At 70.0% G+C, this 12,817-nt stretch carries 11 protein-coding genes and 1 pseudogene; 5 read left to right on the forward strand and 7 right to left on the reverse strand.

The genetic code is table 11. The features are described from left to right. Window positions 1-185: helix-turn-helix transcriptional regulator (locus tag AB0C69_RS25565; RefSeq protein ID WP_360357666.1), on the forward strand; the 185-nt coding region annotated here is incomplete at its 5' end. Between the two features lie 70 nt (window positions 186-255). Here the strand turns inward: AB0C69_RS25565 and AB0C69_RS25570 are convergent. Continuing rightward, window positions 256-1,446, reverse strand: a complete 1,191-nt coding sequence (locus tag AB0C69_RS25570) for an NADP-dependent malic enzyme (protein ID WP_360357667.1) — start codon at window positions 1,444-1,446, stop codon at window positions 256-258. Window positions 1,447-1,804: 358 nt separating this feature from the next. Between AB0C69_RS25570 and AB0C69_RS25575 the strand changes: the two genes are divergently transcribed. From AB0C69_RS25575 to AB0C69_RS25590, 4 genes are all read left to right on the forward strand, one after another. Then, window positions 1,805-2,716, forward strand: coding sequence for an ABC transporter substrate-binding protein (locus tag AB0C69_RS25575; protein WP_360357669.1), 912 nt, complete (start codon window positions 1,805-1,807; stop codon window positions 2,714-2,716). A gap of 4 nt (window positions 2,717-2,720) precedes the next feature. Beyond that, the gene (locus AB0C69_RS25580; protein ID WP_360357670.1) at window positions 2,721-3,632 is read left to right on the forward strand and encodes an amino acid ABC transporter permease; all 912 of its coding nucleotides are present in this window, start codon (window positions 2,721-2,723) and stop codon (window positions 3,630-3,632) included. A 65-nt stretch (window positions 3,633-3,697) separates the two neighbouring features. Beyond that, window positions 3,698-4,450: an amino acid ABC transporter ATP-binding protein gene (locus AB0C69_RS25585; protein WP_360357677.1), complete on the forward strand. Its 753-nt coding sequence runs from the start codon at window positions 3,698-3,700 to the stop codon at window positions 4,448-4,450. 76 nt (window positions 4,451-4,526) lie between these two features. Beyond that, window positions 4,527-5,495 (forward strand): zinc-binding dehydrogenase, encoded by a 969-nt coding sequence (locus AB0C69_RS25590; protein ID WP_360357672.1) that lies wholly within the window; start codon window positions 4,527-4,529, stop codon window positions 5,493-5,495. A gap of 33 nt (window positions 5,496-5,528) precedes the next feature. Here the strand turns inward: AB0C69_RS25590 and AB0C69_RS25595 are convergent, their stop codons facing one another. The 6 genes and pseudogenes from AB0C69_RS25595 to AB0C69_RS25620 all read right to left on the reverse strand — a co-directional run. Beyond that, on the reverse strand, window positions 5,529-6,251 hold the full coding sequence (locus AB0C69_RS25595; protein ID WP_353835102.1) for a helix-turn-helix transcriptional regulator: 723 nt from the start codon (window positions 6,249-6,251) through the stop codon (window positions 5,529-5,531). A 4-nt stretch (window positions 6,252-6,255) separates the two neighbouring features. After that, window positions 6,256-7,077, reverse strand: coding sequence for a DUF4097 family beta strand repeat-containing protein (locus AB0C69_RS25600; protein ID WP_345183244.1), 822 nt, complete (start codon window positions 7,075-7,077; stop codon window positions 6,256-6,258). A 206-nt stretch (window positions 7,078-7,283) separates the two neighbouring features. Then, on the reverse strand, window positions 7,284-7,460 hold the full coding sequence (locus AB0C69_RS25605) for a DUF6104 family protein (RefSeq protein ID WP_345183242.1): 177 nt from the start codon (window positions 7,458-7,460) through the stop codon (window positions 7,284-7,286). 72 nt (window positions 7,461-7,532) lie between these two features. Next, window positions 7,533-11,231 (reverse strand): multifunctional oxoglutarate decarboxylase/oxoglutarate dehydrogenase thiamine pyrophosphate-binding subunit/dihydrolipoyllysine-residue succinyltransferase subunit, encoded by a 3,699-nt coding sequence (locus AB0C69_RS25610; RefSeq protein WP_360357674.1) that lies wholly within the window; start codon window positions 11,229-11,231, stop codon window positions 7,533-7,535. Window positions 11,232-11,717: 486 nt separating this feature from the next. Beyond that, complete coding sequence (locus AB0C69_RS25615) at window positions 11,718-12,389, reverse strand: AIM24 family protein (protein ID WP_179833163.1); 672 nt, start codon at window positions 12,387-12,389, stop codon at window positions 11,718-11,720. 63 nt (window positions 12,390-12,452) lie between these two features. Then, window positions 12,453-12,731, reverse strand: a pseudogene (locus tag AB0C69_RS25620) (glutathione S-transferase C-terminal domain-containing protein); the annotation flags it as partial. Window positions 12,732-12,817 lie beyond the last annotated feature (86 nt).

Raw genomic sequence — 12,817 nt, forward strand, 5'->3', positions numbered from 1 at the left:
GCGAACTCGACGTCGTCCGGGCCCTGGCGCGCGGCCTCACCAACCAGGAGATCGCCGCGGAGCTGTTCATCTCGTTGAGCACGGTCAAGAGCCACCTGGCGGGCATCCAGGCCAAGCTGGGGGTGCGGAACCGCGTCGGGATCGTCACCTGGGCGTGGGAGAACAACCACGTGGAACCGTCCTGACGCGGCCCGGCCGCCCCTCCGACCGCCAAGCGGCCCGTGTTCCGGTGCGGAACACGGGCCGCCGGGAAGATCAGATGCGGGCGACGCCCTCCTCGCGGGCCTTGGCGGCCACCGCGGCCGTGACGGCCGGGGCGACGCGGTCGTCGAACGGGCCGGGGATGACGTAGTCGGCGGTCAGGTCGTCGCCGACGATGCCGGCGAGGGCGTTCGCCGCCGCCAGCTTCATCCCCTCGGTGATGGTGTGGGCCCGGACGTCCAGCGCGCCGCGGAAGATGCCGGGGAACGCCAGCACGTTGTTGATCTGGTTCGGGAAGTCGCTGCGGCCGGTCGCGACGACCTTGGCGTGCCTGCGGGCGACCTCGGGGTGCACCTCGGGGGTCGGGTTGGAGAGCGCGAAGACGATCGCGCTGTCCGACATCGTGGCGACGCACGACTCGTGGACGGTGCTGCCGGACAGGCCGATGAACACGTCGGCGCCGCGCAGCGCCTCCTCCGTGGAGCCCTTCAGGTGCGAGCGGTTGGTGATCGCGGCGATGCGCTCCTTGACGGGGTTCAGTCCGTCGCGCCCCTCGTGGATGATGCCCTTGCTGTCGGACAGGGCGATGTCGCCGATGCCCGCCTCGATCAGGATCTGCGAGACCGCGATGCCGGACGCGCCCGCGCCCGCCACGACCGCGCGCAGCTCCGACAGCGGCTTGCCGACGAAGCGCGCCGCGTTGGTGAGGGCGGCGAGCGCCACGATCGCGGTGCCGTGCTGGTCGTCGTGGAAGACGGGGATGTCGAGGGCGGCGCGCAGCCGGTCCTCGATCTCGAAGCAGCGGGGGGCGCTGATGTCCTCCAGGTTGATGCCGCCGAAGCTCGGCGCCATCCGGATCACGGTGTCGACGATCTCGTCGACGCCCGTGCAGTTCAGCGCGATCGGCACGGAGTCGACGTTCGCGAACTCCTTGAACAGCAGCGACTTGCCCTCCATGACCGGCATGGACGCCGCCGGGCCGATGTCGCCGAGCCCGAGCACCGCGGTGCCGTCGGTCACGACGGCGACGACCTTGGAGGTCCAGGTGTAGTCGTAGGCCAGCTCGGGGTTGTCGGCGATCGCGGTGCACACGCGGGCGACGCCCGGCGTGTAGGCCAGCGAGAGGTCGTCCTTGTTGCGGACGGGGATGGTCGAGCGCATCTCCAGCTTGCCGCCGCGGTGCAGCGGAAAGGCCGGATCGTCGTCCAGTGAGGGCGGTTCAGTGGGAATGGGCTCAGCAGCCACAGCGACCCCTGTCTGTGAAAGTTGGCTTTCTTGAGATGCCGCCGCGTGGTGGTGTGGTGTGGCCGGTCACCCGGTGGATCTCGCGACGCACGGGGGTCACCCGTTTTCTGATTGTGCCACAGGGGGGCGGACCCGCCCGGAGGCCGGGGTGGGTGGTGACCGTCACGTGACCGTGCCCACACGGTGGTGGGTCGGTCGCGTTGCGTAGGGCATACCCCTTGAGCACTGGCGGATCCGGGTTCGCCTCGTTGCGTGATTGTTTCGCACCCTTTATCCAGATCAGGGACGTTGTACGCCAAACTATGCACCTGACCTTCGGATCTACGCGGATCCGACGAAACCACCAGGAGGGGGACCAGTGAACACCGGTTCTCTGCGCCGCCGCGCCGTCGCGGCGAGCGCGCTCGTACTGACGGGCGCGCTCGCGCTGTCCGCATGCGGCGACAGCAACGACTCTGGCGACTCGGGCTCCGCGGCCTCGAACACGAGCGTGGACAGCAAGCTCGCGGCCATGGTCCCGGCCGCCATCAAGAGCGACGGGAAGATCTCGATCGGCACGGACGCCTCGTACCCGCCCAACGAGTCCGTCGACCCGGCCTCCCAGAAGATCGTCGGATGGGACGTCGACCTCTTCAACGCCGTGGCCGCCAAGCTCGGTCTGAAGACCCAGTACAGCAACGCGGGCTTCGACACGATCATCCCCGGCGTCCAGTCCGGCAAGTACGAGGCCGGCGTCTCCTCCTTCACCGACACGAAGGAGCGCGAGCAGGCCGTCGACTTCGTCACCTACTACTCGGCCGGGACGTCCTGGGCCGTGCTGAAGGGCAACCCGAAGGGCGTCAACCCCGACGACGCCTGCGGCAAGTCCATCGGCGTCCAGCAGGGCACCGTGCAGGTCGACGACCTCGCGGCGCGCAGCAAGAAGTGCACCGACGCGGGCAAGCCGGCCATCAAGAGCGTCGTCCGCAAGCAGCAGACCGAGGTCAACAACGACCTCGTCGCGGGCAAGGTCGACGGCATGGCCGCCGACTCGCCCATCGTCGGCGACGCGGTGAAGAAGACCGGCGGCAAGCTGGAGATCATCGGTCAGACCTACGACACCGCGCCCTACGGCTACGCGGTCGGCAAGAACTCCGGCCAGCTCAAGGAGGCCATCCAGGGCGCGCTCAAGGCTCTGATCGCCGACGGCACCTACAAGAAGATCCTCACCGACGCCGGCGTGGAGACCGGCGCGATCACCGAACCGAAGATCAACGGGGCGCAGAGCTGATCGCATGACGGTCGACAACGACGCCGGCAAGGGACGGCCTGAGGCGATCAAGGCCGTTCCCGTCCGGCATCCGGGGCGCTGGCTCGGGGCGGTGGTCGTCCTCGTACTGGTCGCCATGTTCGTCCACTTCCTCCTGACCAGCAAGGCCCTCGACTGGTCGGAGCAGTGGAAGTACCTGTTCTCGGATCCGGTGCTCAAGGGCGTCCGGAACACGGTCTGGCTCACCCTGGCGGCCATGGTCGGCGGTGTCGTGCTCGGCATCGTGCTGGCGCTGATGCGGCTGTCGGCCAACCCTCTGCTGAGCGGTGCCGCCTGGGTGTACCTGTGGTTCTTCCGCGGCACGCCGCTCTACACGCAGCTGCTCATCTGGGGCGCGATCGGCACGCTGTTCCCGACGGTCGGGATCGGGATCCCCTTCGGTCCCGAGTTCGAGACGTGGAAGACGCAGGAACTGGTCAACGCCGCGCTCGCGGCGGCGCTCGGGCTCATCCTCAACGAGGCCGCCTACATGGCCGAGATCGTCCGGGCCGGCATCCTGTCGGTGGACGAGGGCCAGCAGGAGGCCGCCAGCGCCCTCGGCATGTCCCGGATGCAGACGATGCGGCGGATCGTGCTGCCGCAGTCGATGCGGGTCATCGTCCCGCCGACGGGCAACGAGGCGATCTCGATGCTGAAGAACACCTCGCTCGTCGCGGCCATCCCGTACTCGGAGCTGACCTTCACGGCGCAGACCATCTACGCCACCACCTACAAGATCATTCCGATGCTGGTGATGGCCTGCCTGTGGTACCTGCTCATCTCCTCGGTCATGATGATCGGGCAGTTCTACCTGGAGCGGTACTACAGCCGGGGCACCAGCAAGGGGGCGGAGGCCAGGCAGCGGCTCCGCTTCCGCGGCGGAGGAGGCGGCCAGTGAGCGGAGGCGAGGAGATCGTGGGCGACGCCCCGGCCGGCGTCCCGGAGCCCGCGAGCGGCGGGCTGATGGTGAAGGCCGAGGCGGTGCACAAGTCGTTCGGGCGCCTCGAGGTGCTGAAGGGCATCGACCTGGAGGTCAAGCCGGGTGAGGTGATGTGCGTCGTCGGACCGTCCGGCTCGGGCAAGTCGACGTTCCTGCGCTGCATCAACCACCTGGAGAAGATCAACGCCGGGCGGCTGTGGGTGAACGGCCACCTCGTCGGCTACCGGGAGTCGGGCGGCAAGCTCTACGAGCTGCGCGACCGGGAGGTCGCCGCCCAGCGCCGCGAGATCGGCATGGTCTTCCAGCGGTTCAACCTGTTCCCGCACATGACGGCGCTGGAGAACGTCATGGAGGCGCCGGTGCGGGTGAAGCGGCAGCCGAAGGGGGAGGCGAGGGAGCGGGCCGTCGCCCTGCTCACCCGGGTCGGCCTCGGCGACAAGGTGAGCAGCTACCCGGCGCAGCTGTCCGGCGGGCAGCAGCAGCGGGTCGCGATCGCGCGCGCCCTCGCCATGGAGCCCGCGCTGATGCTGTTCGACGAGCCCACCTCCGCGCTGGACCCCGAGCTCGTCGGCGAGGTCCTGGAGGTCATGAAGCAGCTCGCCCTCGACGGCATGACCATGGTCGTGGTCACCCACGAGATGGGCTTCGCCCGCGAGGTCGGCGACTCCCTGGTCTTCATGGACGGCGGCGTCGTGGTCGAGGAGGGCACCCCCCGGGAGGTCCTCGGCAACCCCAGGCACCCCCGGACGCAGGACTTCCTGTCCAAGGTGCTGTGACACCGGGCGCTCGGCCCGTCCCCGACACGCCGGGGGCGGGCCGTTCCGCTCGCCGGCCGGCGGTTAGTGTGCGTTCATGTTCGCTGTCACGGCCACACAGATCGACGCAGACCATCCGCTGAACGGGCTCACGCTGGGGGAGCGGCCCGACCCCGAGGTACCGGACGGCTGGACGACCGTCACGGTGAAGGCCGCCGCGCTCAACCACCACGACCTGTGGTCGCTGAAGGGCGTCGGCCTGCCCGCCGACCGGCTGCCCATGATCCTCGGCGGCGACGCGGCCGGGGTGGACGAGGACGGCAACGAGGTCATCGTCCACTCGGTGATCGGTGACCCGGACCGGGGCGGCGGCGACGAGACCCTCGACCCCAGGCGGTCGCTGCTGTCGGAGGTCCACCCCGGGACGCTCGCGGAGAAGGTGGCGGTGCCGCGCCGCAACCTCGTCCCCAAGCCGGCCGAGCTGTCGTTCGAGGAGGCGGCCTGCCTCCCCACCGCGTGGCTCACCGCCTACCGGATGCTGTTCGGCAAGGCCGGGCTCCAGCCCGGCGGGTCCGTGCTGGTGCAGGGCGCGGGCGGCGGCGTCGCGACCGCGGCGATCGCGTTGGCGGCCGCCGCCGGCTACCGCGTCTACGCCACCAGCCGCAGCGAGGCCAAGCGCAGGCGCGCCGAGGAGATCGGGGCGGACGCCGCCTTCGAGACGGGCGCGCGGCTGCCCGAGCGGGTCGACGCCGTGATCGAGACCGTCGGCCAGGCGACCTGGTCGCACTCGCTGAAGTCGCTGCGCCCCGGCGGGCGCGTAGTGGTGTCGGGCGCGACCAGCGGCCAGGTGCCGCCCGCCGAGCTGAACCGCGTGTTCTTCCTCCAGCTCCAGATCGTCGGCTCCACGATGGGGACCCGCGACCAGCTGGAGCGGCTCGCGCGGTTCCTGGTCAAGACCGGCGTGCGGCCGCAGATCGACCGCGTCCTGCCGCTCGGCAGGGCGGAGGAGGGCTTCGCCGCGATGGCGGAGGGCGACCTCTTCGGAAAGATCGTCTTCACGCCCTGACGCCGTGGGGGAGGCCGTGGCCGGGGCTCCCGGTCACGGCTCCCGGTCGAAGATCTCGTTCCGCAGCCGCTCGCGCGCCTCGTCGAGGACGGCCTGCGCCGCGGCGAGGTCGTCGTCGTCCAGCCGGGCGTTCTTCGCGGACCCGCGGACGTCCTCGACGAACCGGCGCAGCAGGCGCTCCAGCTTGAGGCGGGCGACGTCCTCGCGGGTCCCGGTCGCCGTCTTCCAGGCGTCGTCCCAGTTCTGCCGCCACTCCTCCTTCCACGCCTGCGTCTGCTCCCGCCAGTGCTCCTTCTGCCGGCGCCACTCGTCCTTCTGGCGCTCGGTGGTCTCCTTCCACGCGTCCTTGGACGTGGCCTTGCCCTGGTCGCGCATCGTCCGGGCCGCCTGCGTCAGCTCCTCGCGCAGCGTCCGGACGGTCTGGCGGACGTCCTCCTGCACGCCGCGCGCGAACTCCTGCGCGGAGGCGGCGATCTCATCCTCCAGTTCGGCCAGCTCGTCCATCCGGCGCTCCAGCTCCTCGCGTCCCTTGTCGGTCAGCGAGTACACCTTCTTGCCCTTGACCACCTCATGGGTGACCAGGCCCTCGGCCTCCAGCCGGGCCAGCCGCGGGTAGATGGTGCCGGGGGAGGGCGAGTACACCCCGAGGAACCGGTCCTGCAGGAGCCGGATCACCTCGTAGCCGTGCCGCGGGCTCTCCTCCAGCAGCTTGAGCAGGTACAGCCGCAGGCGACCGTGGCCGAAGACGGGGCTCACGTCGTCACTTCTCCATTCGGGGTGTGGTGATCTCCGGGGCGTCGTCGTCGCGGCCGAGGAGGGCGATCGTGCCGGAGACCGTGTTGACCGCGACCCGCCCCGAGCCGTCCCCCATCTTCCCGCTGACGGAGCGCGACACGGCGCGTTCCTGGCGGTCGAACGGGAAGGACGTCTCGATCCGCCCCGCCGCTGAGTTCAGCGTCACCCGCGCGTCCGTGGACGCCGGGACGCGCAGCGCCACCTCGCCCGAGACCGTGTTCACCTCGACGCCGCCGCTGCCGGACAGGTCGACGTCGGCGGCGATGCGGCCGCTGACCGTCCGCGCCGCGAGCCGCTCGACGGACGCGCCGGCCAGCGTCAGGTCACCGGACACGGAGGTGAACGACACCGTCCCGTCCAGGCCCTGCGCCTCGACCGCGCCCGAGACCGTGTTCGCGTCGATCGCGCCCGCCACCCCGTCGAGCGTCACCTCGCCCGAGGCGCTCTTGATCGACGTGCGGGCCGTCGTGCCGGTCACCACCGCGTCGGCCGACACCAGGTTGAGGCTGACCGGGCAGTCGTGCGGGACGGTCACGGTGACCTCCGCCCGGACCCGCTGGTTGCGCAGCCAGCCGAGCACGCCCTCCCAGATCTTCTCGTGGGTGACGGTCAGCATCCCCGCCTCGTGCGTGACCACCAGCGGCGGCCCCTCGACGCCGCCCACCATGATGGAGGGGCGCTCGTCGGAGGCGAGCACCGACACGCTGCCCGCGATCAGCGTGACCCTCAGCGCGACCACGCCGTCGAAGTCGAGGGTGGTCGGTTCGTCGATCGTCCAGCGCGACATCACGATGTGCCCTTCGTCCGAGAGGCCTGCCGTCAGTTAACACGATATGTCGCGTCTTTGAGAAGTCAAGACATATCGCGTTACCCGGGAGGTGGGTCCAGCCCCCCGAAGTGACTGACCGGCCCCCTCTGGGGGCGGACCCCCAGACCCCCCGAAGAGACTGACCGGCGCCCTCCGCTCCGCTGGCGCTCCGCTCCGGTCGCCGGTCAGTCCTCTTCCTCGTCCAGGCGGGCGAGCCAGGTGGCGAGGCGCTCGACGGGAGTCTCGAACTCGGGGTTCAGGTCGACGAACTCGCGGAGCCGGCCCGCCAGCCACTCCAGGCTGACCTCCTCGGCGCCGCGCCGGTCCGCCAGCTCCTCGATCCCGCGGTCGGTGAAGTACATCGCGTCCCCTCCCCATGGACGCCGAGGGCCCCGGCGCGGTGCACCGGAGCCCTCGGATCGATCAGTACCGCTCTACTTCTGCTCGCCGAACAGGCGCGCGAGCAGCGCCTCCTGCTCCGCCTGGTGCAGCTTGTTCGACCCCACCGCCGGGGACGAGGACGCCGGGCGCGACACCCGCGACATCTTCAGCCCGTCGATGTGGCGCGGCAGCTTCAGCGCCATGAACGGCCAGGCGCCCATGTTGGCGGGCTCGTCCTGCACCCAGACGACCTCGACGTCGTCCGGGTACTTGGCCAGCTCCGCCTTGATCTCGTCGACCGGCGGCGGGTAGAGCCGCTCGACCCGCACGACCGCGGTGTCGTTCGCGCCCGCCGCCTGCCGGGCCTTCACCACCTCGTAGTAGATCTTGCCGGTGGTGAGCAGCACCCGCCGCACGCCCGCCGGGTCGATCGCCGGGTCGCTCTCCGGGATCACCGGCTGGAAGGCGCCACCGGTGATCTCCTCGACCGGGGACGCGGCGGCCTTCAGCCGCAGCAGCACCTTCGGCGTGAACACGACCAGCGGCTTGTGCCGGTTCGACAGCACCTGCCAGCGCAGCAGGTGGAAGTAGTTCGCCGAAGTGGTCGGGTAGGCGACCGTCATGTTGTCCTGCGCGCACAGCTGCAGGTACCGCTCGATCCGCGCGGACGAGTGGTCGGGCCCCTGGCCCTCGTAGCCGTGCGGCAGCAGCAGCACGACGCCCGAGTGCTGGCCCCACTTCTGCTCGCCGGAGGAGATGTACTCGTCCACGATCGACTGGGCGCCGTTGGCGAAGTCGCCGAACTGGGCCTCCCAGCACACGAGCGCGTCGGGCCGGGTCATCGAGTAGCCGTACTCGAAGCCCATCGCGGCGTACTCGCTGAGCAGCGAGTCGTGCACGTAGAACTTCGACACGCCCTGCCCGAACTGCTTGAGCGGCGTGTACTCCTCGCCGGTCCTGCGGTCGACGAGCACCGCGTGCCGCTGGCCGAACGTGCCGCGCCGGGTGTCCTGACCGACGAGCCGCACCGGGTGGCCGTCGATCAGCAGCGAGCCCATCGCCAGCAGCTCGCCGGTCGCCCAGTCGATCGCGTCGTCCTCGATCATCTGGGCGCGGCGCTGCAGGATCGGCTGGAGCCGCGGGTGCGGCGTGAAGCCCTCCGGCAGGCTGACCTGGGTGTCGATGATGCGCTTCACCGTCTCCAGCGGGATCGCCGAGCCGGCGCTGCCGTGGTCGATCGGGATGCGCTCCTCGACGTCGGGCTTCACGACCGAGCCCGGTTCGAGGGGCTTCTTCACGGCCTCGCGGGTCTCGGTGAAGGCCCGCTCCAGCTGCTCCTGGTAGTCGCGGAGCGCCTGCTCGGCCTCCTCCACCGTGATGTCGCCGCGGCCGATCAGGGCCTCGGTGTAGAGCTTGCGCACGGACCGCTTGGCATCGATCAGGTCGTACATCAGCGGCTGCGTGAACGAGGGGTTCTCGCCCTCGTTGTGGCCGCGCCGCCGGTAGCAGATCATGTCGATGACGACGTCCTTCTTGAACGTCTGCCGGTACTCGAACGCCAGCCGCGCCACCCGCGCGCACGCCTCGGGGTCGTCGCCGTTCACGTGGAAGATCGGCGCCTGGATCATCCGCGCCACGTCGGTGGCGTAGACGCTGGAGCGCGAGTACTCCGGCGCGGTGGTGAAGCCGACCTGGTTGTTGATGATCACGTGCACGCTGCCGCCGGTGCGGTAGCCGCGCAGCTGCGACAGGTTCAGCGTCTCGGCCACCACGCCCTGCCCGGCGAACGCGGCGTCGCCGTGGATCAGGATCGGCAGCACGGTGAAGCCGGCCTCGCCGACGTCCAGCAGGTCCTGCTTGGCGCGGACGACGCCCTCCAGCACCGGGTCGACCGTCTCCAGGTGGGAGGGGTTCGCGACCAGCTCGGTGTGGATCTTGGAGCCGTCGCCGGCGACGAAGTCGCCGGACGCCCCGAGGTGGTACTTCACGTCGCCGGAGCCCTGGGCGCTGCGCGGGTCGAGGTTGCCCTCGAACTCGCCGAAGATCTGCCCGTAGGACTTGCCGACGATGTTGGCGAGGACGTTCAGCCGGCCGCGGTGCGCCATGCCGATGACGACCTCGTCCAGGCTGGCCTTGGCCGCCGCCGAGATCACCGAGTCGAGCAGCGGGATGACCGACTCGCCGCCCTCCAGGGAGAACCGCTTCTGCCCGACGAACTTCGTCTGCAGGAACGTCTCGAAGGCCTCGGCGCTGTTCAGCCGCCGCAGCACGTGCAGCTGCTCCTCGCGCGAGGGCTTGTCGTGCGGGACCTCGACGCGCTCCTGGATCCAGGCGCGCTCCTCCGGGTCCTGGATGTGCATGTACTCGATGCCGACCGTGCGGCAGTACGCCATCCGCAGCACGCCGAGGATGTCGCGCAGCTTCATCGTCGGCTTGCCGCCGAACCCGCCGGTCGCGAACTCGCGCTCCAGGTCCCACAGGGTGAGGCCGTGCTTGAGGATGTCGAGGTCGGGGTGGCGGCGCTGCTTGTACTCCAGCGGGTCGGTGTCGGCCATCAGGTGGCCCCGGACCCGGTAGGCGTGGATCAGCTCGTGGACGCGGGCGACCTTGGCGACGTCGTCCTCGTGGGTGGCGGAGATGTCCTTGACCCAGCGCACCGGCTCGTACGGGATGCGCAGCGCCTCGAAGATCTCGTCGTAGAAGCCGTCCTCGCCGAGCAGCAGCTGGTGGATGCGGCGCAGGAAGTCGCCGGACTGCGCGCCCTGGATGATCCGGTGGTCGTAGGTGGAGGTCAGCGTCATCACCTTGCTGATCCCCATGCGCGACAGGGTGTCGCTCGACGCGCCCGCGAACTCGGCCGGGTACTCCATGGCGCCGACGCCGATGATCGTGCCCTGGCCGGGCATCAGCCGCGGCACCGAGTGGACGGTGCCGATCGTGCCCGGGTTGGTCAGGCTGATCGTGGTGCCCTGGAAGTCCTCCAGGGTGAGCTTGCCGCCGCGGGCCTTGCGGACGATCTCCTCGTAACCGGCCCAGAACTGGCGGAAGTCCAGCGTCTCGGCGGCCTTGATGCTCGGCACCACGAGCTGGCGCGAGCCGTCGTCCTTCTGCAGGTCGATGGCCAGCCCGAAGTTCACGTGCTCCGGCCTGATCAGCACCGGCTTGCCGTCCACCTCGGTGAACGCGGCGTTCATCTCGGGCATCGCGGTCAGGGCCCTGACGATCGCGTACCCGATCAAGTGCGTGAAGGAGACCTTGCCGCCGCGCCCGCGCTTGAGGTGGTTGTTGATGACGATGCGGTTGTCGATCAGCAGCTTGGCAGGGACGGCGCGCACGCTGGTCGCCGTCGGCACGCCGAGGCTGGCCTCCATGTTGGTGGCCGTCCGGGCGGCGACACCGCGCAGCCGGACCTCCTCGGCCCCCGCCGGCACCGGCGGGGGCGCCGGCTTGTCCGCCTTCGGGGCCTTGGCGGCCGGCTTGGCCGGAGCCTTCGGCGGCGCGGCCGGTGGCTGCGGTGTCGGCGGAGCGGCCGCCGTGCCGTTGGCGGCCTTCGGGGCCGCGCCGTCGGCCTGGGGGATGGCGGACACGGGCCGGCTGCCCGGCTGGTAGTCCGCGAAGAAGTTCCACCAGGCTTCGTCAACGGAGTTGGGGTCGTCGAGGTACTTCTGGTACAGCTCGTCGACCAGCCACTCGTTGGCGCCGAAATCGGTCAGCATCGGGTCGGCACTAGTATGCGACGACTCTGTCGACACGGCGGAGATCGCCCTCTTCCGCAGCTCGCAGGTAAGTTCTGAGACGCATCAAGGCTACTCGCACTTACCCCCGCACCACGCCAGCGCGTCGCAACCCCGCCCACACCGCCCCGTCCATTGGCTGAACCGGCCGAAGGCAGGGCCGTGCCTTCGGCAAGAATCACCAACGCGCTCCCCCTCCTGAGCCCTCGCTTAACCCACGCGCCGACCTCGATGGTCGCGATCGCGTCCAAGGCAGGTTCGAGCGAAGCGAGAACCGCCCGCACGGCAAGCGATGCCCGCCGACTGGGCCCCACTACTGCAACGACCTCAGCGGTCACGGCAACCGGCAAACGACCCGGACACCCGCGATCGCGTCCGAAGGCAGGTTCGAGCTTGCGAGAACCTGATCGCGCAGCGAGCCGCAAGGCGAGCCGGAGCGATGCCAGCGATCGCCCGCGTTTTTCGACGATGGAGGGCCGCCAGGCCCGAAGGAGGAGAAAAATGCTAGTGAGTGTGCGGGGCGACGGTCGGGCCTTCGGAGGCCTGGATGAGGACGAAGCCCTGGCCCTGGTAGGCGAGCTGCATCGCTTCGCCGCTGCCGCGGCCGATGAGGGCGCTGGCCTTGAAGGTGCGGTTGACGCCGACCTGGAGGCTTGTGCTCCACGCGACGGCGGACTGGCCGTCGGCGAACGTGGGGGCGCGGCCGCAGTCGAGCATCACGGGGGTGCCGTGCGTGGTGAGCGCCACCCAGCCGGTGCCCTGGAGGGTGGTGTTGAACAGGCCGCCCGCGGCGATGCCCGCGCCCTGGACGCGCTGGATGTCGGACTGGAGGTGCGAGTCGTAGGCGAGGATGTTCTTGCCGTTGACGGTGATGCCCTCGTTCTCCAGGTAGAACAGGTGGATGTCGTCGGCGTCGTTGGCGACGAACAGCAGGCCCTGGCCCTTGACGCGCATGAGGGGGACGCCCTCGCCGGTCAGGGCCTTCTTCATGAACTTGCCGATGCCGCCCGCGCCCTCGTAGTCGAACTCCATCTGCCCCTGGAAGGCGACCATGGAGCCCTGCCGGGCGAGGACGTCGCCGTTCAGGTGGACCCGGAGCATCTTGGAGTTCTGGAGGGCGAAGTGGCCGGGGAGCTGCTGTCCCTGTTCGAGGTTGCCGAAGAACTGGCTGCGCATGGTGGGGTCGTGCCTCTCGTGGGGGATTACTGGAGATGCGCCAGCATAACCAGGGAGAAGCGGTCAACGTCCCCGGTCATGCGGGGCGGTCCAGTCCACGAGCGGGCCCTTGGCGACGACGCCTGAGGGGTTGATGTTCCGCTGGGTCACGTAGTAGTGCCGCTTGATGTGGTCGAAGTTCGTGGTCTCGCCGAACGCGGGGTTCGAGTACAGGTCGCGGGCGTAGCCCCACAGGTTCTCGTAGTCGGCGAGGCGCCGCAGGTTGCACTTGAAGTGGCCGTGGTAGACGGCGTCGAAGCGGGCGAGCGTCGGGTAGAGCCGGACGTCGGCCTCGGTGATCGCCGAGGCCCTGCGCTGGCTGGTGTCGCCCGCCAACACCCATATGACCGGCCAGGTCATCTACGTGGACGGCGGCGCCGAGGCGACCC

Source organism: Actinomadura sp. NPDC048032 (assembly GCF_040653175.1).
Lineage (GTDB): Bacteria > Actinomycetota > Actinomycetes > Streptosporangiales > Streptosporangiaceae > Spirillospora > Spirillospora verrucosospora.

Coding starts and splice junctions, on each gene's coding strand:
- AB0C69_RS25580 (WP_360357670.1), top strand. CDS start 2,721: ATGACGGTCGACAACGACGCCGGCAAGGGACGGCCTGAGGCGATCAAG.
- AB0C69_RS25585 (WP_360357677.1), top strand. CDS start 3,698: ATGGTGAAGGCCGAGGCGGTGCACAAGTCGTTCGGGCGCCTCGAGGTG.
- AB0C69_RS25590 (WP_360357672.1), top strand. CDS start 4,527: ATGTTCGCTGTCACGGCCACACAGATCGACGCAGACCATCCGCTGAAC.
- AB0C69_RS25600 (WP_345183244.1), bottom strand. CDS start 7,077: ATGTCGCGCTGGACGATCGACGAACCGACCACCCTCGACTTCGACGGC.
- AB0C69_RS25605 (WP_345183242.1), bottom strand. CDS start 7,460: ATGTACTTCACCGACCGCGGGATCGAGGAGCTGGCGGACCGGCGCGGC.
- AB0C69_RS25615 (WP_179833163.1), bottom strand. CDS start 12,389: ATGCGCAGCCAGTTCTTCGGCAACCTCGAACAGGGACAGCAGCTCCCC.